Source organism: Cumulibacter soli (assembly GCF_004382795.1).
Classification (GTDB): domain Bacteria; phylum Actinomycetota; class Actinomycetes; order Mycobacteriales; family Antricoccaceae; genus Cumulibacter; species Cumulibacter soli.
Window position 1 is genome coordinate 211,832 of the sequence record NZ_SMSG01000001.1, and the last position, 21,652, is coordinate 233,483.

The following is a 21,652-nucleotide window of genomic DNA, read 5'->3' on the forward strand; positions in this document are numbered from 1 at the left end:
CCCGCGTCGCACGATCAGCCTTCGAGGTCGACGATGCTCGGCTCGCGCCGAGAAAGGTCGATTCCGAGCTCGTCAGCCGTGCGTCCCGCTTCGTCGTCGGAGTCTCGCAACTCGATGGCCTGGCCATCGCTGGAGAGCACCTGCACGTTGAGGCACAACGACTGCAGCTCCTTGAGCAACACCTTGAACGATTCCGGGATACCAGGCTCGGGTACGTTCTCGCCCTTGACGACGGCCTCGTACACCTTCACGCGGCCGACGATGTCGTCGGACTTGATCGTCAGCAACTCCTGCAGCGCGTAGGCGGCGCCGTAGGCCTGCATCGCCCAGCACTCCATCTCACCGAAGCGCTGACCACCGAACTGCGCCTTACCACCCAGCGGCTGCTGAGTGATCATCGAGTACGGGCCGGTCGCACGCGCGTGGATCTTGTCGTCGACCAGGTGCAGCAGCTTCAGAATGTAGATGTACCCCACCGTGACCGGCGTCGGGAACGGTTCGCCGGAGCGGCCGTCGAACAGCCGCGCCTTACCGTTGCCGTCGACCATGCGGTTGCCGTCCCGGTTCGGGATGGTCGAGCCGAGCAGGCCGATGACCTCCTCTTCACGAGCACCGTCGAAGATCGGGGTCGCCGTGTTCGTGCCCGGCTCTGAGCTGCGCGCATGCTCTGGCAGAGCATCGGCCCAGTCCGGGTTCCCCTCGACTTCCCAGCCAGACTTTGCAATCCAGCCGAGGTGTGTCTCCAGGATCTGTCCGACGTTCATTCGCGACGGCACACCCAGCGGGTTCAGCACGATGTCGACCGGAGTGCCATCCGGCAGGAACGGCATGTCCTCCTCGGGGAGGATCTTGGAGATAACACCCTTGTTGCCGTGACGACCGGCGAGCTTGTCACCGTCGGTGATCTTGCGCATCTGCGCGACGTACACCCGGATCAGTTCGTTGACACCCGGGGCCAGTTCGTCGCCGTCCTCACGCGAGAACACCCGGACGCCGATGACCTTGCCGGACTCACCGTGCTTGACCTTCAGCGACGTGTCGCGGACCTCACGGGCCTTCTCGCCGAAGATCGCGCGCAGCAGGCGCTCCTCCGGGGTCAGCTCAGTTTCACCCTTCGGGGTGACCTTGCCGACCAGTACGTCGCCGGCGACAACCTCGGCACCGATGCGAATGATGCCGCGTTCGTCGAGATCCGCCAGCGCCTCTTCCGAGACGTTCGGGATATCGCGGGTGATCTCCTCCGGACCCAACTTGGTATCGCGAGCGTCAACCTCGAACTCTTCGATGTGGATCGAGGAGAGGACGTCGTCACGCACGAGTCGCTGCGACAGGATGATCGCGTCCTCGAAGTTGTGACCCTCCCACGGCATGAACGCGACGAGCAGGTTCCGCCCGAGCGCGAGTTCGCCGTCCTCGGTGCACGGGCCGTCGGCGATGATCTGGCCTTCTTCAACCCGTTGCCCCGCGTCCACCAGAACCTTCTGGTTGATACAGGTGCCCTGGTTGGAGCGGGTGAACTTGTGCAGACCGAAGGTCTGGCGAGTGCCGTCGTCAGCCATGATCGAGATGTAGTCGGCGGCGACCTCCTCGACCACGCCAGCCTTCGTCGCGGTGAGTACGTCACCAGCGTCGACCGCGGCGCGCAACTCCATACCGGTACCGACCAGCGGTGCCTCGCTACGCAGCAACGGCACCGACTGACGCTGCATGTTCGCGCCCATCAGTGCGCGGTTCGCGTCGTCGTGCTCCAGGAACGGAATCATCGCCGTAGCGACCGAGTTCATCTGGCGCGCCGACACATCCATGTAGTCGACGGCGTCGGGCTCGATCTCGACGGTTTCGCCGCCCTTGACACGCACCAGGACCTTCTCGTCCGCAAAACGACCGTTGTCGTCGAGCTTCGAGTTGGCCTGCGCGATGACGTGGCGGTCCTCCTCATCAGCGGACAGGTAGTCGACCTGGTCGGTGACCACACCGCCGACGACCTTGCGGTACGGCGACTCGATGAAGCCGAACGGGTTGACCCGAGCGAACGACGCGAGCGAGCCGATCAGACCAATGTTCGGGCCTTCAGGCGTCTCGATCGGGCACATACGGCCGTAGTGCGACGGGTGAACGTCACGGACCTCCATGCCGGCGCGTTCACGAGACAGACCGCCCGGGCCCAGCGCCGACAGGCGACGCTTGTGGGTCAGACCCGACAGCGGGTTGGTCTGATCCATGAACTGCGACATCTGCGACGTTCCGAAGAACTCCTTGATCGCCGCGGACACCGGCCGGATGTTGATCAGCGTCTGCGGCGTGATCGCCTCGACATCCTGGGTCGTCATCCGCTCACGGACGACGCGCTCCATACGCGACAGACCCACGCGGATCTGGTTCTGGATCAGTTCGCCAACGGTGCGCAGACGACGGTTACCGAAGTGGTCGATGTCGTCGACGTCGTAGCCTTCGTCGCCAGCGTGCAGGTGCACGATGTACTCGATCGAGGCGACGATATCGTCCTCGGTCAGCACCGACTCGGTGGTCGGCAGGTCGAGTTCGAGCTTCTTGTTGACCTTGTAGCGACCCACCTTGGCCAGGTCGTAGCGCTTGGCGTTGAAGAAGAGATTGTTGAGCAGCGTTTTCGCGGACTCACGGGTCGGCGGCTCGCCCGGGCGCAACTTGCGGTAGATGTCCAGCAGCGCCTCGTCCTCGGTCTTGATGGTGTCCTTCTCCAGGGTGGCCATCATGGACTCGGACCAGGCGAAGTGTTCGCGGATGCGGTCCTCGGTCCAGCCGAGAGCCTTCAGCAATACGGTGACCGGCTGGCGGCGCTTGCGGTCGATACGTACGCCGACGGTGTCGCGCTTGTCGACATCGAACTCGAGCCACGCGCCGCGGCTAGGGATGACCTTGCAGCCGAAGACGTCTTTGTCGGTGGTCTTGTCGATGGTCTGGTCGAAGTACACGCCCGGTGAGCGGACCAGTTGCGAGACGACGACACGCTCGGTGCCGTTGATGATGAAGGTGCCGCCCGAAGTCATCATCGGGAAGTCGCCCATGAACACGGTCTGGCTCTTGATCTCACCAGTGGTGTTGTTCATGAACTCGGCGGTGACGAACAGCGGAGCGCAGTACGTCATGTCCTTGTCCTTGCACGTTTCGGTGTCAGCTTTGACATCCTCGAAACGTGGATTGGAGAAGGTGAGGGACATAGTGTCCGAGAAATCCTCGATCGGCGAGATTTCACTGAGGATCTCTTCCAGGCCGCTGGTGAGCGCTGGATCGTCGCCTACCCGGGCACGCCAAGCTTCGTTTCCAACCAGCCAGTCAAAACTGGAGGTCTGCAAGGCGAGCAGGTCGGGCACCGCGAGGGGTTCACGAATCTTCGCGAACGAGACGCGCTTGGGAGCTCCAGGAATTGGGGAGCCATTGGCGCCTGCGGTGGCGGACGAGCGGACGGTCGAATCGGGGCGGGAGCCTGCCAAGGTGGGTCCTTCCGAGGACGGGCGTCTGCAAATTTCTGACCGCGCTCCTCGATTCCTGACGCGTCACCCGGCTACCGCGCACGCATGCAGAGTTTGGCGTGATCGGGTCGGGTTTTACGAGATGTCAGGAGGAAGGCAGCGCAAAGAATGATTCTAGCCACATGTAGACAAACCTGTCCACAGTCTCAGACCCAACTCCGGTGAGTCCTCTACCACTTCAGCGGTCAATTACCGCTTCATCACCTACGGCGTGTCCGATGCGCTGCCACGGTCGCCGTGCGAGGTGTACGGCAACCATCCTCGCTCACGCACCAAACGTCAAGTTCATCGGGTCGGCGTGTGAATAATGAATAACTCTCTACTCGCCCGCCCCCGGCGACCGGCTGAGGCCGAGCTCGGCGAGGATCGCCGCAGTGTGCTCCCCCACCGCCGGTACCGGGCCGGCGTCCGGCACCTCCGCGCCGACGAATGTCGTCGGCGGCAGCAAACCCATCAACGGACCGACGGGCGAGCCGAACTCACGCCACCGTTTGCGTGCTGCGAGCTGCGGATGTTCAACCAACCCCTGCATCGTGCGCAGTCGCGCGTTGGCGATCTGCGCAGTGTCGAGCCGGGCGAGCACCTCATCGGCGGACAGTGCTGTGGTGATCTCCTCGATCACGCCGGTCAACTCGTCGCGATGATCCGAACGCAATGTGTTCGTCGCGAACCGCGGGTCGCCCGCCAAGGCGGGCTGCCCCAGCACATCGCCGCAGAACCGCTGCCACTCGCGCTCGTTCTGAATGCCCAGGAACACCCGCTCACCACCGGCGACCTGCACCGGACCGTAGGGCGCGATCGCAGCATGCGAGGCACCCGTGCGCTTCGGGTCGCTGCCGCCGTACGCCGAGTAATACATCGGGAAGCTCATCCATTCGGCGAGCGCCTCCAGCATCGACACCTCGATAGTGGCGCCCTCGCCCGTGCGCAGACGTTGGATCACGGCGGTCAGTACGCCGGTGTAGGAGTACATCCCGGCGGCAATGTCCGCGACCGAGATGCCAGCCTTGCTGGGGACGTCCGGCGTACCGGTCACCGACACCAAACCAGCCTCACACTGCACCAGCAGGTCGTACGCCTTCTTCTGCTCATACGGTCCGCCCTCGCCGTATCCGCTGATCGAGACGTGGATCAACTCGGGCTTCGCTGCGCGCAGGGTCTGCGCGTCCAACCCAAGACGGCGGCATGCACCCGGGGCGAGGTTCTGTACGAAGACATCAGCCGTGGCGATCAGCGCGTCGAGCACCTCACGATCGGCAGTATCCTTGATGTCCAGGGCGAGCGACTCTTTGGACCGGTTCAGCCAGACGAAGTGCGAGGACTGACCTTTCACCGTTTCGTCGTACCCACGGGCGAAATCACCCACGCCCGGCCGCTCTACCTTGATCACCCGCGCGCCGAGATCGGCGAGTTGGCGCGTGGCGAACGGCGCGGCAACAGCCTGTTCGAGGGCTACGACGGTGATTCCTTCGAGTGGACGCATGCGGCGATTCTCTCGCACGCGGCCGCTCAAGATGACCTGCGGTGGTTGGGACTGGTTATTTTCGTACCTAACCAGCCCTCAACCAACCGCAGGTCAGCACACGACGCGGTTACTTCTCGAAGTCGATCAGTCCGCGGACGTTGATCCCCGCGTGCATGTCGCGGTACCCCTGCGCAACCTGCTCGACGGTGTACTCACGGGTGACCATCTCATCGAGTTTGAGCTTGCCGCTGCGGTACAGGTCCAGCAACCGCGGCACCGAAACGAAGGGGCTCCAATTCCCGAAGATCACGCCCTTGATGGTCTTCTGCATCATCGACAACATGCCCAAGTTGATATCGACAGGCACGGGGTCGAAGGTGCCGACCGCAGTCACCGCAACGTTGCCGCCCTTGCGGACCGACTCGAGGGCGTCGGTGACGTTCTGCGGCTGCAACCGGCCGACCGTCACGATCGTGGAATCCGCGCCCTGCCCGTTGGTGTAGTGCCGCGCCTTCTCGGCAGCTTCCTCAATCGTCGCGAACGATTCGGTGGCACCGAACTCGGCAGCCATCTCGCGCTTGAACTCCGCGGGATCAACCACGATCACGTTGGCGGCGCCGGCATGGGCCGCTCCCTGGACCGCCGAGGCTCCGATCCCGCCCATCCCCATCACGATCACCGTGTGTCCAGGCCGAACATCGGCCGCATTGATCGCCGAGCCGTAGCCGGTGCCCACGCCACATCCCAGCAGGCACAGGTACTTCAGCGGCACGTCCTTCGGCACCTTGTACGCCGACGTGGTACTCACGACGGTGTACTGGCTGAACGTGCCGAGTCCCGTCATCTGGCCGCACGGTTTTCCATCCACGGACATCCGGTAACTATTCGGGTCGTCGGGCCGACCGCCGGATTCGGACTGCGCACCGTTGTCGCACAACTCCTGCTTACCCTGCGAACACCAGAAACAGCGGCCGCAGGCAGGCATGAACGTCATGACAATGTGGTCGCCTACTTCGAACCCGGGCGTATTGGGACCCACTTTCTCTACGACTCCGGCCCCCTCGTGTCCGCCACAGAACGGCAGGACCTTCGGCTGCAGATCGCCGGTGGCGTAGTGGTCATCGGAGTGGCACAGACCGCTGGCGACCAGCCGAATCATGAGTTCGCCTTGCCGCGGTTCGTCCAACGTCACTTTCGTCGTCTGGAACTCCCCGGGGCTGGTTAACAGCACGGCGGCGGTCGACTCCATAGCGTTCTCCTATTCGCAAGTGGCCATCCGAGCGTGACCTCACCCTTTGCCTACCACGTGGTTGTGATTTACGTCTATGTCCGCTGGGTGGGCGGCTCAATAGCCCGCCGCGTCCGCCCGAGACACCGCGCACGACGAATCTCGTAGATGCCGATGTCAATGCTGTCATCGATCGTTCGTGGCGGACGGATCGTGCAGGTCTGCGGTCAAGGTCGATGACGAACCCACTCGCGCGTCCATCATGTGGCCGTTGATCCGCGGGCGAGTTTGCCCGCGGCGCAGGCGAAGAACGCCGATCTCGGGCCGGCTATTGACTCTCTACCTACCGACGCGGCATATTGGTCTGACCATTTACGAATATGTCACCACGGCGCCCTGCCAACCACACCGGCTCGATGTGCACAACGAGTTCTGATGGCCCACGCGGACGCCCATGTCGATAGGACTGACATGAATCGTTCCTCCAAGACCCTTGCCGCCGGCCTGGTGGCCGGCGTGACGCTCGCTGGCTGTGGGCAGGCGGCGGACTCCACCTCGAACGCCGATTCGCCCGACTATCCCAACGCTGTGGAGTTAGCGGACGATTACGACCCCGGTGAGCATTTTGATTGGGCCTATCCCGATTTCGCCGCAACTTGGGATCCCATCGAGAACGCATCGAACAGCGCTATTAACTTCTACGAACCGGTCTACGATCGCCTGCTGCTCGAGGACGTCGACGGAAAAATCGGCCCGATGCTCGCCACCGACTACACCGCGTCCGAGGACGGCAAGTCGTTGACACTGACCCTGCGTGAGGGGCTCACCTTCTCCGATGGCACTGCGTTCGACGCGACGGCCGTGAAATTCAACCTCGATCGCGCGGCCGCGGCAGAAAGCACGATCAGCGGCGAACTGAGCCAAGTGGAGTCTGTCGAAGTCAGTGGCGAGGACACGGTCGTCCTACACCTGGACGGCGGCATCGCCCCGCTCACTGTCGCCCTCGCCAATATGGCAGGGATCATGGTGTCGCCGACCGCCGCTAAAGCGGGAACCTTGGCCGAGGCTCCAGTCGGAATCGGCCCCTACGTAACGACCACGATCAAGCCGGGCGACAGCGTCGAGTACCAGAAGTCCGAAGGCTATTGGGATCCAGACGCACAGCGGGTGAGCACGATGACCTATTACTTCATGCCCGATGCCCAGACCACCGTCAATGCACTTAAGTCTGGCGAGCTCGATGGGGCCCGTGTTGAGCCAGATGAACTCGATCATTTGGCTGACGCTGGCTTCCTCCCGGTGGTGCAACCCAGCGCGCTGTATGTCTATCTCCTCGTCAACGGCACCATGGAGCCGTTCGACGATCCTGAGGTGCGCAAGGCGCTGAACCTGTCGCTCGATCGCGAGGCGATTTCTCAAGGGCTCTACGACGGGTATTGCACGCCTCAGATCCAGCCTTCTCCCATTGGCAGCCCGGGTTACAGCGAGGAAGTCGGGGACGGACTGGACATCTTCCCGTACGACCCCGATGCCGCGAAGGGCATCCTCGAATCCGCCGGCGTGGAGGAACTCAGTATCACCACCAGCACGCCGAACGTCACGGTATATACGAAACTCGCCGAGATCGTGCAGGACCAACTCGCCGATGTCGGCATCGATGTCGCGATCGACACCGCGCCAACGGCGGAGGTCATCCAAACGTTCGCCATCGATAAATCGGTCGCCGCAATGACGCTCATCTCGACCGGGATCAACGATCCCGCATCGACGAACTCCAGATATATAGCGAAAGAAGCACTCTACAACCCGGGCGGCGCAGACTACCCGGAACTGGTCAAATTCGGGAATGAAGGCGCCGCCTCGCTGGATCCCGCGGTCCGCAAGCCTGCCTACGAGAAGTACATGGATTCCTGGATAGAGAAACCACCGCACGTCGTACCGATCTGCATGGCGCACCGCTCGATGGTAGTTACCGACCAGGTCTCCGGCGTCAGCCAGCGCACGAACGGATACCCGGACCTCCGTGGGGTGGCGATCTCTCATGCATAAGTTCAATACGAGGAACAAGCTGGCGATCGGGTGCGTTGCCGGGCTGGCATTGGTGCTGTCCGGGTGCGGCGACGCCCCCGAACGCAACACTCGCCCCGAGGAGAGTACGTACGCGAACAGCATCGAAGCCACCTCTGACTACGATCCGGAGGCTCATTTCGACTGGGCGTACCGCGATTCGGCGCCCTCCTGGGATCCGATCAAGAGCACGGCCGGCAGCAACATCGTCTTCTTCGAGCCCGTCTACGACCGGTTGCTCTATGAGGAGGTCGACGGCACGATTGCGCCGATGCTCGCCACCGACTTCAGCGCAGCCGAGGATGGCTCCGCATTCACCCTCACGCTGCGCGAGGGACTGACCTTCTCCGATGGCGAGCCATTCGACGGAGACGCCGTAAAGTTCAATCTCGACCGCGCCCGGGCTGAGGGCAGCACGCTGGCCAGCGAACTGGCGCAGGTCGAGAACGTCGAAGTGGTCGACGAGCACACCGTGACGTTACATCTGTCCGGTGGAGTCGGACCGATACCAGCCACGTTGGCAGCGCGCTCAGGGATCATGGTCTCCCCTGCCGCAGCCGACAGCGGACAGCTCGACTCCCAGCCCGTTGGGATCGGCGCCTACACCGTGACGAATTATGTGCCTGGCGACAAGACTGAGTACGAAGCAACTCCGGATTACTGGGATCCTGACGCGCAACGCGTCGCGACGATGACGTTCCATGTGATGACGGATGATCAAACGCGACTCAACGCGCTCAAGAGTGGCGAACTCGATGGCGCCGAGATCCCCGCGGACCAGGTCGACGTACTCGCCGACGACGGCTTCGTGCCGCTTGTCCAATCAAGCGCGCGGTACACGTACTTCTTACTGAACGCGGCGAAAGAGCCATTCGACGACCCCGAGGTGCGCACTGCGATCAACCTGGCGATCGATCGCGAAGGTATCTCCCAGGGTCTGTACGGCGGCTATTGCACGCCTCAGATTCACCCATTCGCAGAGGGCAGCGCGGGTTATAGCGACAAGATCGGCAATGGCCTCGATGCACTGCCGTACGACCCGGAACAGGCAATGACGCTGCTCGAGGACGCCGGAGTTACCGACCTAAAGTTCACCATCGGTGCCCCCAACATCGCCAGCAATACGAAGTTGGCGGAGGCGATCCAGGAACAACTCGCCGATGTCGGGATCGACGCCGAGGTTGAATCGGCCCCAACCGATGCCGTGGTGCAGAAGTTCGTCAGCGATCAAAGCATCGAGGCAATCACGTCGATCGGCAGCGGCGTCAACGACCCCGACGTCCCGAACTCCCGGTATATCAAGGAGGACGCGTACCTGAACGCAGGTGGCGTGAGTTACCCAGACCTCATCAAATATGGCGACGAGGGTGCGGCGGCTCTCGAGGCGGACGACCGTCGTCCGGCTTACGAGAAGTATCTCGAAAGCTGGATCTCCGATCCGCCACACCTGATTCCCATCTGCCTCACGCACGAATCGTCGGTCTACACACCCCAGGTATCAGGGGTGAAACAGAAGGCGAACGGATACCCGGACCTGCGCGGCGTCGCGGTCACGGACGCCTAAGCGGCCCGCCCCGATGAGGGCCGCGTCCACCGGCGGCCCTTAGGTGTCGCGACGGAGGCCGCTAAAGTTCTGGCGTGACATCAACCGCTGCTAGTGCGCCGTCGACCGGGCTCGACTGGGTCCACCAACTCGACCGGCACGCCTTCGCGAAACCCGACGCGACCGCGATCCGGTACCAGGGCGAGAGCCTTACCTGGCGAGAGTTATCGGACCGCTCCCGCCGACTGGCCGCGGCATTGCACGGAATCGGCGTACGACGCGGCGACCGAGTCATCATGATGCTCACCAATCGCCCCGAGTTCGCTGAGTCACTACTGGCGATCAATACGCTCGGCGCGATTGCCGTCCCGATCAACTTTCGGCTTGCCGCGCCGGAGGTCCGCTATCTGGTCCAGGATTCGGGTTCTCACGTCGTCATCGCGGAACAGTCGACGGCGGGATTGATCGCCGAAGTACAAGCCGCATCAGATACGACCCTCACCGTCATAGTCGCCGGCGCAGCTCCCGGTCCAGCCGCGATCGCTTACGAGGAGGCAATCGCGGCTCATGCGCCGAGCACAGAAACCGGCCCCGATCGGCCAGACAACCTGGCAATGATCATGTACACCTCCGGTACCACCGGCCGCCCGAAGGGCGCGATGATGACATACCAGAATTTCATCGCCCAATCACTCACCTGGGCAATCGCCGACGACGAGCGGATCGGCGATGAGATCGAGCTGCTCACCCCTCCCCTGTTCCACATCGCGGGTATCGCCTCGCTACTGCCCGGCTTCATCAACGGGTCAATGACCGCGATCCTGCCCAGCGGCAACTTTGATGCTGCCGAGCTACTGGATCTGCTGGAGCGCGAACGAGTCACGAAAGTGTTCCTGGTGCCCACGCTGTGGCAGGCGGTGTGCGCGCAACCTGGCATCGCCGAACGCGACCTACAGTTGCGCACGGTGCGGTGGGGCGCCTCACCCGCGACACCGGCGACGCTGCGCGCGATGGCTGAAACATTCCCAGACGCGAAGATCGTCAGCACGTTCGGACAAACCGAGATGTCGCCGGTCGTCACCATGTTGTCCGGGCGCGACGCGCTGCGGAAGTTGGGCTCGGTGGGCAAACCGGTTCCCCTGGTATCGCTACGGATCGTCGACGAGGCGATGAACGACGTACCACGCGGCGAGGTCGGCGAGGCCGTCTACCGCGGACCTGGCACGATGATCGGCTACTGGAACAACGAGGAGGCCACGGACAAAGCGTTCGCCGGCGACTGGTTTCATTCCGGCGACCTCGTGCGTCAAGACGACGAAGGATTCGTCTATGTCGTCGACCGCGTCAAGGACATGATTATCTCCGGTGGGGAGAACATCTATTCCTCGGAGGTCGAGAACGCGATTGCCGATCATCGGCAGGTATACGAAGTCGCCGTGGTCGGCATGCCGCACGAAAAATGGGTGGAGACGCCTGTCGCGTTCGTCGTCCCGCAGGACGCCGATAATCCGCCGTCCGCCGAGGAGATCATCGCTTTCTGCGCCGAACGCATCGCGTCGTACAAGAAGCCCAGCGCCGTATATTTCGTCGACGCACTACCGCGTAACGCCTCCGGCAAGGTGCTGAAGAGTCCGCTACGCGAGCGGGCCGCGGCCACCAGCACTACCCACGACACGCGCTAAGCGAATCTTAAGTAGCGCTACTGGGTCGCTGGGCGCCGGACTCGGGCATCGAGCGCCCGAGTCCGGCATCCCCTGCACGATCGCGACCCGTCACTTACCGGAGTCAGTGCGCGAAGTTTATGAGGCGGCCGGCGACTGCTGGGGTCGGCGGCTGCGGCGGCGGGACGACGAACGCGACGAGTCGCGAGCACCATTGCGATCGGCCGACGCACCGTGATCACGGGCATTGCCTGACGCTCGTCCGCCGGAGCGGGCATTGGACGAGCGGCCACCATCGGTGTGCGGGCGACCAGCCGACGACTGTCCGCGCGCACCCGAGCCCTGCCCCCGAGAGCCACTAGTCGAACCACGGCCTCCGCCCGAGCGGCCTCCGCTCGAGCGGCCACCGCCCGAGCGACGCCGACCGGATCCGCCACCTCGCGGCGATGCCGGACGCTGCGGCTGATTCGGCGCGACGATTTCCTGGGCATCCTGAACGTCGAGGTAAGTACGCTCCCCCGGCGCCAAGATCTGAAGCGCCTGGTTTCCGGGTGCGCCGTCCGCGATTTTCGCGGAGATCCGCGCAGCACGCATGAGCGAATGCACTTCGCGCAGCTGCGATTCCGCCGCGAGGGTGACGACCGTGCCGCTGTTACCGGCTCGGGCGGTACGACCTGAACGGTGCAGATACGCCTTGTGTTCGGTCGGCGGATCGGCGTGTACGACGAGTTCGACGTCGTCGACATGTATGCCACGAGCAGCGATATCGGTCGCGACCAGGGTGCGCACCGTCCCGGAATGGAACGCATCCATATTGCGGGTGCGCGCGTTCTGGCTGAGGTTGCCGTGCAGTTCGACGGCGGGGACGCCGCGGCCAACAAGCTGCTTTGCCAGCTTCTTCGCCCCGTGCTTGGTACGGGTGAACACGATGGTGCGCCCCGGTGCGGCGGCCAGGTCGGCAACGACGGAGACGCGATCGTCGTGCTGAACCCGAAGCACGTGGTGGGTCATCTCGGCCACCGGCGACTGCGCCGAATCGGCCTCATGCACGACCGGTTTGTGCAGGTACTTCTGCGCGATGACACCGATTCCATCGTCCAGAGTCGCCGAGAACAGCATCCGCTGTCCGCCACGTGGCGTGGCATCGAGGATCCGACGCACCATCGGCAGGAAGCCCATATCGGACATGTGGTCGGCTTCATCGATCACGGTGATATCGATGGCGCGCAGGTCGATGGCGCGCTGGCCCATCAGGTCCAAAAGGCGTCCCGGACAGGCGACGACGATGTCGACGCCGGCCGCGAGCGCCCGCACCTGAGGGTTCTGATTCACCCCGCCAAAGATGACCTGGCTGGTGAGGCCCGCCGCTTCCTGGAGCGGTACGAGCGACTCCACGATCTGGGTGGCGAGTTCGCGTGTCGGCGCGAGTACCAGGCCGCGAGGCTGCTTTGGAGCCGCGCGGCCACCTTCGGCGAGGCGAGCAACGAGTGGCGTGAGGAACGCGAAGGTTTTACCGGAGCCGGTACGGCCGCGGCCGAGTACGTCTCGTCCGGAAAGCGAGTCCGGCAGCGTCGCCGCCTGGATGGGAGTAGGGGTGTCAATTCCGCGAGATGCGAGGGCATCGACGAGGTGTGTGGGCACGCCGAGGCGCGCGAAGTCGTTCGACAACGAGTGATACCAATCGGTTTGGCGTCTGGTTAACGCGGCGTCTTGCGCGGCGCGCTCATCGAATCTCCGCCCGAGTGGCGGTGCGGCGCGGCCAGCGGACGGAGAGGTTCACGTCCGATCACCAGGCGATCCACCGCAAGACGGGGTGGATCGATGCCACCAGTCTATCGGCGTACCTGCTCGCGCGGCGTACGACGGGATCGATCTCACTAGCGGTGAGTCCACCATCACGCTCTCGGCACCCGAATCGCGACCCGCGGCACCGCGCGTAGCGATGATCGCGGCGCCGAGGCACACCACAGACGCGAAGGAGCCCACCCGCAAACGCGAGTGGGCTCCTTGGTGAAGCGAGGTGCTACTTGACCGTGACGGTAGCGCCGGCGCCCTCGAGGGCTTCCTTCGCCTTGTCCGCGGTCTCCTTGTTGGCCTTCTCCAGGACAGGCTTCGGAGCGCCGTCCACGAGGTCCTTGGCTTCCTTCAGGCCGAGCGAGGTCAGCGTGCGGACCTCCTTGATGACCTGGATCTTCTTGTCGCCAGCGCTCTCGAGGATGACGTCGAACTCGTCCTTCTCCTCGACAGCCGCACCGGCGTCGCCACCGGCACCGCCGGCAGCAACAGCACCGGCAACCGCGACCGGAGCCGCAGCGGTGACATCGAACTTCTCTTCGAACGCCTTCACGAACTCCGAGAGCTCGAGCAGGGTCATTTCTTCGAACTGCGCGAGCAGCTCGTCAGACGACAACTTCGCCATGATGGCTTCCTTTCTTGTCCGCCGTATGGCGGGAGTTTCTTGGTACGCCGCGCATGCGCCCGGCGTGGTGCGTCAACTAGCTCTCGGCAGTCTCGGCAGAATCGGACGCATCGGCAGCCGCAGCGGCCTCCGCAGGCTTCTTTTCCTTGAGGGCTTCGGCCAGCCGGGCGAACTGCGCGGGCAGTGCCTGGAACGTGGACGCGGCCTTCGTCATGTTGCCCTTCATGGCGCCTGCCAGCTTGGCCAGCAGCACCTCGCGAGGCTCCAGATCGGCGATCTTGTTGACATCGTCGACCGAGATGATGTTGCCTTCGAGGACACCGCCCTTGACGACGAGCAGCGGGTTTTCCTTGGCGAACTCCTTGAGCCCCTTGGCCGCTGCCGCAGCATCACCACGGATGAACGCAATAGCGGTCGGTCCGACGAGCAGCGCATCGTCGATCTCCAGTCCGGCTTCCTTCGCCGCGCGCTTGGTCAGGGTGTTCTTCACAACGGCGTACGTCGTGTCGGCGCCCAAGGCCCGGCGGAGCTCGGTCAGCTGCGAAACGGACAGTCCGCGGTACTCGGTGAGCACTGCGGCGGTCGACTCATTGAACTGTTCGGTGATTTCCTGAACGGCAGAAATCTTTGCTGAGGTTGGCATGTCCCTCCTCTCCTGTGCATCGGGCTGATCCACCCGGAAACAAGAGAACCCCGGCGCAGAGCGCACGGGGTCAGGCAGCCTAAACTGCTGGTGATCCGTTCGTTCCTGCGCGGGCCGCCCTTGTCAGGGACTTTCATTCATCTACCCAAGGGCAAATGATGACCAGCGGTCTTCGGTAGAACCGAGACAACTGTACGCACTCCCGCCGCCGTAGGCAATCGAGATTCCAGTGACGTGCCTCTCCAGGCAGCCCGTGGAGTGCACCACGGCGGCCTGCCAGCACAATCTGAACGGGTGTTCATTAAGGCAAGTAGCGAGGCGTATGCTTCAGGTCACCGTAGTCGCTGAATCTCAGCGTCTAGCAGGCTCCCTTATCCTCCGCGGTACGGCGGGGACGGGATAACTGACCGATCAGTCGTTTTCAGGAGGACCGCGTCCAGATGACCGCACAGACTTCACCGAACACCGGCATGGACTGGGTGCACCAGCTCGATCGCCACGCTTTCATGAAGCCGGACGACATGGCGTTGCGATACAAGGGCGAAACGATCACCTGGGGACAGTTGGCTAATCGCACGCGTCGTCTGGCCTCTGCCCTCGCCGACTTGGGCGTCTCGCGCGGGGACCGCGTGATCGTGATGATCACCAACCGTCCCGAATTCGCCGAGGCAATAATCGCCATCAACACGCTTGGCGCCGTTGCGGTCCCGATCAACTTCCGGCTCGTGGCACGGGAGGTGCAGTTCCTGGCCGAGAACTCCGGTTCGCGCGCGGTCGTGGTGGAACAGCAGTTGGCCTCCTTGATCGCCGAGGTTCGGGAGAAGTCCGAGACCCCGCTGGCGGCACTGGTCGTGGGCGATGATCCGACGCAGGCAGGTCCCGGCGCGCAGCGCTACGAGGAGGCGATCGCCGCCCACGAGCCCAGCGATGCCGACGGACCGCAGAACGAGTCCGAACTCGCATTGATCTCCTATACCTCTGGGACGACCGGCCTGCCCAAGGGCGCGATGTTGACCTACCAAAACCTCATCGCGCAGACGTTGACCACCACGCTGATCGCCGACGAAATGCTTGAGGACGACATCAAGTTGGTCACTCCCCCGCTGTTCCACATCGCCGGCGTGGCGAACCTGCTGCCCAGCGTGATCGTCGGATCGAAGTCGGTCATCTTGCCGACGGGCAACTTCGATGTCGGCACGCTGCTGGACATCCTGGAGGAGGAGAAGATCACCAGCGTCTGGCTGGTACCCACGCAATGGCAGGCCGTGTGCGCGTATCCCGGCGTAAAGGATCGCGACCTGCGCCTGACCACCATCTCGTGGGGAGCGTCGCCGGCGACTCCGGCGGTCCTGCGCGCGATGGCCGAGACGTTCCCTGATGCGAAGAATGTCTGCAGCTTCGGCCAGACGGAGATGTCTCCGGTGACCACGATGCTGCCCGGTCGCGACGCGGTCCGGAAGTTGGGCTCGGTCGGCAAGGCCGTACCGCTGGTCTCGCTGCGCATCGTGGACCCCGCAATGAACGACGTACCACGCGGTGAGGTTGGCGAGGCGGTCTACCGCGGACCCGGCACAATGATCGGCTACTGGAACAACGAGGAAGCCACCGCCAGTGCCTTCGAAGGCGGCTGGTTCCACTCCGGCGACCTGGTCCGGGAGGACGAGGACGGTTTCATCTACGTCGTCGACCGCGTCAAGGACATGATCATCTCCGGTGGAGAGAACATCTACTCCTCCGAGGTTGAAAACGCGATCGCCGAACACCCGAAGGTCTACGAAGTTGCCGTAGTCGGCGCACCGCACGAGAAGTGGGTCGAGACTCCTGTCGCGTTCGTCGTGCCTAAGGACGAGAACGACGCGCCGTCACCGGAAGAAATCGTAGCGTTCTGCATCGACCGCATCGCGTCGTACAAGAAGCCCACCAAGGTCATCGTCACCGGCGCGCTGCCGCGCAACGCCTCCGGCAAGGTGCTGAAGGCTCCGCTACGCGAGCAAGCGAAGTCCTAGGTATATCCAGGTACTGAGACCTGTGGGCGGCCAGTCGGCCGCCACAGGTCTCAGTCGTTTCCGTCCAGTTCGTGGTTGCCGCTTCGCATCAGGTGAATGACGGCGAGCAAGAAGCCGCCCCACACCAGCACAATGCTCACCAGCAGCATCACTACTGCGCTCGCACTCATTGCTGCGTCTCCTGCCTCGCCCCCACGGGCGACTCAACCGGCTCATCCAGCTCCGGTGGTGGCGGTTCGAGACTGGTCTTCGGGCTCCACGGCAGCATTGCCAGAACCGCCGCGACCGCCACGATGCCGACGACCATCCCCCAGCCGAAGATGCCGATGAGCCATCCGGGATATCCCTCATACCCCTCATCCACCGTCGTGACGAAGTCAATAACGAGCATCACGAGCAGTACCACCGGGGTAATGAACCCGATCAGCGCCTTCCACCACAGGCCCAGCCGGATCGAGCCGTAGCGGTTCAGGTGCGACTGCAACATCGGGGTCGCTCGGATCAGCCACACCACCGCGATAATGCTCGCGATCGCGACCAACAGAACACCGAAACGATTAACGAAGTAGTCCAGCGTATCGAGGATCGGCAATCCGGTCGTCGTACCGAACAGCACTGTACTGATGACCGCAATCGGAACCACGATCAGACCAGTGGCCTTTATCCGACTCATACCAAGTTTGTCGCGCAGCGCGGAGATCACGACCTCCACGATGCTGACCAGTGACGTAAGACCTGCGAGCACCAGCGAGCCGAAGAAAAGTACGCCGATCAGCCCACCGGCCGGCGCTTGGGAAATAATCGCGGGGAAGCCGATAAATGCCAGCCCGATACCGTCGCTGGCGACCTGATCGACGCCGTTACCGGCCGCTTGCGCCATGAACCCAAGCGCGGAGAAGACGCCGATCCCCGCTAATACCTCGAACGAACTGTTCGCCATGCCGGCAACGGCGCCCGAGCCAGTCATATCCGTGTGTCGCCCGACGTACGACGCGTACGTGATCATGATGCCGAAGCCGATCGAGAGCGAGAAGAAGATCTGGCTATATGCGGCGAGCCAGACGTCCACGTCACCCAAGGCCGACCAGTTCGGTTGGAACAGGGCGTTCAGGCCGTCAAAGGCGCCCGGCAGCGTGAGTGCCTGAACGACGAGTACGACGAACATCACCAAGAGCAGCGGAATGAACACGACCGACGTTGCACCAATGCCCCGCTGTACGCCGAAGGCCAGGATGACGAGCACGACGAGCCACACGATGATCAGCGGCACGGTCAGCCCGCCGACAAAATCGAACCCGAACTCTGGAGTCGCCGTCGCGTTCAGGAAATCACCGAAGAAGTAACTCTCCGGGTCGGCGCCCCACGACTTACCCGGAGAGTAGATCGTGTACTGCGCCGCCCACGCAATGATGGCCGCGTAGTAGATCGCGATGATGATGCACACCATCACCTGCCACCAGCCGATGAACTCCGACTTGCGGCTGAGGCGCCGGAAGGAAAGGGGGCCGGAACCACGGAACCGGTGACCGATCGCGTAGTCGAAGAAGAGGAAAGGCAAGCCCGCCGTCAACAGGGCAACAAGGTAGGGCAGGATGAACGCCCCGCCGCCGTTCTCGTACGCCACGTAGGGAAAGCGCCAGATATTCCCCAAGCCGACGGCAGAACCAACCGCCGCCATGATGAACACTCGCCGGGAACTAAATCGGCCACGCTGACGATCGGTCTCGTCGGCGTACGCCGATTCACCCGGCGCAGTTTCGGTTGACAACTCCACCACCCCGCAGTGACCTGTAACTGCATCGACCATGTGTCGACCGTCACCAGAGCGTACCTACCGTCACACCAGTTACGCAGCATCTGCGTGCACGAAAACAGCGAAGTCTGCTCCGGCGATGAGGGAGCAGACCTCGCTGTAGGAACCTTGTTGCAGGCCCTAAGTGCTACGCGACCGAGTCCTCGGTCAGGTTGCGCGTGCGGTTCGGGTCAACCAGGATGCCGGGGCCCATCGTCGCGGAGAACGCGATCTTCTTGATGAACTTGCCCTTGGCCGCGGACGGCTTCGCACGGAGGACCTCATCGAGGACCGCGGCGTAGTTCTCAACCAACTGGTTGGGCGCGAACGATGCCTTGCCGACGATCAGGTGCAGGTTGGCCTGCTTGTCGATGCGGAAGCTGACCTTACCGCCCTTGATGTCAGCGACAGCCTTGGCGACGTCCGGGGTCACCGTGCCGGTCTTCGGATTCGGCATCAGACCACGCGGGCCCAGCACGCGAGCCACGCGGCCGACCTTGGCCATCTGATCCGGCGACGCGATGGCCGCGTCAAAGTCCAGGAAACCGTCGTTGATCTTCTCGATCAGATCGTCCGATCCGACGACGTCCGCACCAGCGGCCTCGGCCTCGGCGGCCTTCTCGCCGACGGCGAACACGATCACGCGGGCGGTCTTGCCGGTGCCATGCGGCAGGTTGACCGTCCCGCGAACCATCTGGTCGGCCTTGCGTGGGTCAACACCCAGCACCATGGCGACCTCGACGGTTGCGTCGTACTTCGTCGTCGCGGTCTCCTTGACCAGACCCGCTGCCTCAAGCGGGCTGTACAACTTCGACCGATCGATTTTTTCCGCGGCGGCGCGGTATGCCTTGCTGCGCTTCATAATTGCTCCAAGTTGCTTCGGGGTGTCCGGCGGGACCGAACACCACTTGTAGATGTGGTCGGCGAGCCAGCGCGTGGCTCTCCCACATGGGCACGACTACTTGACGTCGATACCCATCGAACGTGCGGTGCCGGCGATGATCCGCTCGGCCTGGTCCAGGTCGTTCGCGTTCAGATCGGCCATCTTCGTCTCAGCGATCTCGCGAACCTGGTCGCGGGTGACACTGGCAACCTTGTTGACGTGCGGCTCGCCGGAGCCCTTCTGCACGCCAGCAGCCTTCAGCAGCAGGCGCGAGGCCGGCGGCGTCTTGGTGATGAACGTGAAGGAGCGGTCCTCGTAGACGGTGATCTCTACGGGGATGACGTTGCCGCGCTGCGACTCGGTCGCGGCGTTGTACGCCTTGCAGAACTCCATGATGTTGACGCCGTGCTGACCGAGCGCGGGACCAACGGGCGGAGCGGGGTTAGCCTGGCCGGCCTGGATCTGAAGCTTGATCAGACCAGCGACCTTCTTCTTGGGAGGCATGTCTTTCGTGTCCTCTGTGTCGGGAACTAAACTGGCGGCCGCACACCGGTCACTACATGTGGCACACCGGCGCCGTACGGCCAGGAGTCGCCCCCACCCACCATCTGATGGGCAGAAAGCAACCTGTCAAGCCTACGCGGCGAACTCGAAAGACGCGAGCGGGCGCTAGCAACATCACAACGGTCCTTGCCACCCACCGGCCCGACTGTTAAGCATGACCCCAATCACCGTGAGCAACCACACATCGCACGCTGCTCACTCGACGATCGGGGTCCCATTGTGAAGTCGTCTCTGCGCCTGGCCGCTACCGCATCGGCATTCGCGCTCCTACTCACCGGATGCGGCGACGCGCCGGACAAAGAACCCGCGGAATCGGGTGAACTGCCCAGCGAAATTCCGATGACCAGCGACGAACTCGACAAAGATGCGCACTTCCGATGGGCCTACACGCAGTACACCACCAGTTGGGACCCAACGAAGAGCGTCGGCGGCGGCGACTTCAGCTTCTATGCCCCGGTGTACGACCGATTGCTCTGGCTCGAACCCGATGCGTCGGTGTCGCCAATGCTCGCCGAGGACTTCACCGCCGAAGGAAACACGGTGACCATGAACCTGCGCGAGGGCCTGACCTTCTCCGACGGTACGCCGTTCGATGCAGAGGCCGTGAAGTTCAATCTCGAGCGGGACGCCGCAGACGGCAGCACCCTGCAGGCCGAGGTGGGGCAGTTCGAGTCGGCAGAGGTAATCGACGAGCACACGATCAAGGTCACCGTGTCATACGGACTGGGCGCCTACCTCAGCGCGCTCACCGCACGCGGCGGCATCATGGTCTCCCCGACTGCCGTCGAGAACGGCACGATCGAGGACGAGCCTGTCGGCATCGGTCCGTACGTGGCAACGTCCATGACTCCCGGCGACAAGGTGGAGTACGAAAAGACGCCCGACTACTGGGATCCGTCCGTGCAGAACGTCGCCACGATGACCTACAGCTTGATGCTGGACGACCAGACGCGATACAACGCCGTACAGAGCGGTGAGGTCGATGGCGCATTCCTGAACCCGAACCAGATCGACACAGCCATCGCCGCCGACCTCAATGTGATTTCCGAACCGTCCACCTCGTTCGTCTACATAATGGTGAACCCGACCATCGAACCGTTCGATGACCCCGAGGTCCGGCGAGCCATGAACTACGCCGTGGACCGTCAGGCCATCGCGGACGGTCTCTACGAGGGGTACTGCTCGGCCGGAGTCCAGCCATGGCCAGAGTCCAGCCCGGGCTACAGCGAAGAGATCGGCGATGGTCTCGACCAGTTGCCCTACGACCCTGAGAAGGCGAAGCAGACTCTCGCGGACGCCGGATATCCCGACGGCTTCGAGTTCACCACGGTCGCCACGAACGTCAGTCAGTACACCGCGCTCGCCGAGGCTCTGCAGGACCAGTTCAGCGCCGTTGGCATCACGATGAACATCGACCCGGTGCCGACCCCCCAGGTCATCGAGAAGTTCGTCATCGACCAATCCGTTGCCGGCAACGTCAATCCGTACACCGGGTTCGCCGATCCACACGGCGTGCTGGCGCGTCACTTCTTGGACGGCGGAACGTACGGATTCGGCGGTCAGCTCGACGATGAAACGTTGAAGACCGCGCAGGACGCGGCGAGCGAGGTCGACCCTGAGGACCGCCGACCGCTGTACGGGGAAGTCATGCAAGCAATGGTCGACGAGCCCACACATCTGTTGTCGCTATGTCAGGTGCACCTCACGGCTGCCTTCAACGATCAAGTATCGAACGTGCAGCAGTTCTTCAGTGGATCGACTGATCTGCGCGGCGTGGCCATGACGAAGGAGTGATTCGGGTGCTCCCGGGGTCGCGCTCGTCGGGCCCCCGAGAGCTCGCTCGCTGCCAGATAACATAACGATCAATCCATA

15 protein-coding genes are annotated in these 21,652 nt (G+C 63.2%); 5 read left to right on the forward strand and 10 right to left on the reverse strand.

The genetic code is table 11. The features are described from left to right. Positions 1–14 precede the first annotated feature (14 nt). The 3 genes from rpoB to E1H16_RS01070 form a co-directional block, all read right to left on the reverse strand. Positions 15–3,470 carry a DNA-directed RNA polymerase subunit beta gene (gene rpoB / locus E1H16_RS01060; RefSeq protein WP_134321846.1) on the reverse strand — a complete coding sequence of 1,152 codons (3,456 nt, stop codon included), beginning with the start codon at positions 3,468–3,470 and terminating at the stop codon, positions 15–17. Between the two features lie 358 nt (positions 3,471–3,828). Further along, a complete protein-coding gene (locus tag E1H16_RS01065; protein ID WP_134321847.1) occupies positions 3,829–4,992 on the reverse strand; it encodes a CaiB/BaiF CoA transferase family protein in 1,164 nt (387 codons plus the stop codon). 109 nt (positions 4,993–5,101) lie between these two features. After that, positions 5,102–6,223, reverse strand: coding sequence for an NDMA-dependent alcohol dehydrogenase (locus tag E1H16_RS01070; RefSeq protein ID WP_134321848.1), 1,122 nt, complete (start codon positions 6,221–6,223; stop codon positions 5,102–5,104). 450 nt (positions 6,224–6,673) lie between these two features. Between E1H16_RS01070 and E1H16_RS01075 the strand changes: the two genes are divergently transcribed. From E1H16_RS01075 to E1H16_RS01085, 3 genes are all read left to right on the forward strand, one after another. Then, positions 6,674–8,251: an ABC transporter substrate-binding protein gene (locus E1H16_RS01075; protein ID WP_166741573.1), complete on the forward strand. Its 1,578-nt coding sequence runs from the start codon at positions 6,674–6,676 to the stop codon at positions 8,249–8,251. Then, a complete protein-coding gene (locus tag E1H16_RS01080; RefSeq protein ID WP_134321850.1) occupies positions 8,244–9,833 on the forward strand; it encodes an ABC transporter substrate-binding protein in 1,590 nt (529 codons plus the stop codon). Before E1H16_RS01075 ends, E1H16_RS01080 begins: the two co-directional genes overlap by 8 nt. A gap of 74 nt (positions 9,834–9,907) precedes the next feature. Continuing rightward, positions 9,908–11,494 carry a long-chain-fatty-acid--CoA ligase gene (locus E1H16_RS01085; protein ID WP_134321851.1) on the forward strand — a complete coding sequence of 529 codons (1,587 nt, stop codon included), beginning with the start codon at positions 9,908–9,910 and terminating at the stop codon, positions 11,492–11,494. A gap of 117 nt (positions 11,495–11,611) precedes the next feature. On the opposite strand, the gene E1H16_RS01090 is transcribed toward E1H16_RS01085, so the two are convergent. The 3 genes from E1H16_RS01090 to rplJ form a co-directional block, all read right to left on the reverse strand. Next, positions 11,612–13,141: a DEAD/DEAH box helicase gene (locus E1H16_RS01090; protein ID WP_134321852.1), complete on the reverse strand. Its 1,530-nt coding sequence runs from the start codon at positions 13,139–13,141 to the stop codon at positions 11,612–11,614. A 355-nt stretch (positions 13,142–13,496) separates the two neighbouring features. Further along, positions 13,497–13,892 carry a 50S ribosomal protein L7/L12 gene (gene rplL / locus E1H16_RS01095; protein WP_134321853.1) on the reverse strand — a complete coding sequence of 132 codons (396 nt, stop codon included), beginning with the start codon at positions 13,890–13,892 and terminating at the stop codon, positions 13,497–13,499. Between the two features lie 76 nt (positions 13,893–13,968). Beyond that, positions 13,969–14,535, reverse strand: coding sequence for a 50S ribosomal protein L10 (gene rplJ, locus E1H16_RS01100; protein WP_134321854.1), 567 nt, complete (start codon positions 14,533–14,535; stop codon positions 13,969–13,971). A gap of 440 nt (positions 14,536–14,975) precedes the next feature. Here rplJ and E1H16_RS01105 point away from each other — a divergent pair, with 440 nt between their 5' ends. Next, positions 14,976–16,541, forward strand: a complete 1,566-nt coding sequence (locus E1H16_RS01105) for a long-chain-fatty-acid--CoA ligase (RefSeq protein WP_134321855.1) — start codon at positions 14,976–14,978, stop codon at positions 16,539–16,541. Between the two features lie 50 nt (positions 16,542–16,591). On the opposite strand, the gene E1H16_RS01110 is transcribed toward E1H16_RS01105, so the two are convergent. The 4 genes from E1H16_RS01110 to rplK form a co-directional block, all read right to left on the reverse strand. Next, the gene (locus E1H16_RS01110; RefSeq protein WP_134321856.1) at positions 16,592–16,711 is read right to left on the reverse strand and encodes a methionine/alanine import family NSS transporter small subunit; all 120 of its coding nucleotides are present in this window, start codon (positions 16,709–16,711) and stop codon (positions 16,592–16,594) included. After that, a complete protein-coding gene (locus E1H16_RS01115; protein ID WP_134321857.1) occupies positions 16,708–18,348 on the reverse strand; it encodes a sodium-dependent transporter in 1,641 nt (546 codons plus the stop codon). The genes E1H16_RS01110 and E1H16_RS01115 overlap by 4 nt, the downstream gene beginning before the upstream one ends. Before the next feature lie 133 nt (positions 18,349–18,481). After that, positions 18,482–19,195, reverse strand: coding sequence for a 50S ribosomal protein L1 (gene rplA / locus E1H16_RS01120; protein ID WP_208378788.1), 714 nt, complete (start codon positions 19,193–19,195; stop codon positions 18,482–18,484). Positions 19,196–19,291: 96 nt separating this feature from the next. After that, positions 19,292–19,720: a 50S ribosomal protein L11 gene (gene rplK, locus E1H16_RS01125; protein WP_134321859.1), complete on the reverse strand. Its 429-nt coding sequence runs from the start codon at positions 19,718–19,720 to the stop codon at positions 19,292–19,294. 279 nt (positions 19,721–19,999) lie between these two features. Here rplK and E1H16_RS01130 point away from each other — a divergent pair, with 279 nt between their 5' ends. Further along, positions 20,000–21,574, forward strand: coding sequence for an ABC transporter substrate-binding protein (locus tag E1H16_RS01130; protein ID WP_134321860.1), 1,575 nt, complete (start codon positions 20,000–20,002; stop codon positions 21,572–21,574). The last annotated feature ends 78 nt before the right edge of the window (positions 21,575–21,652 follow it).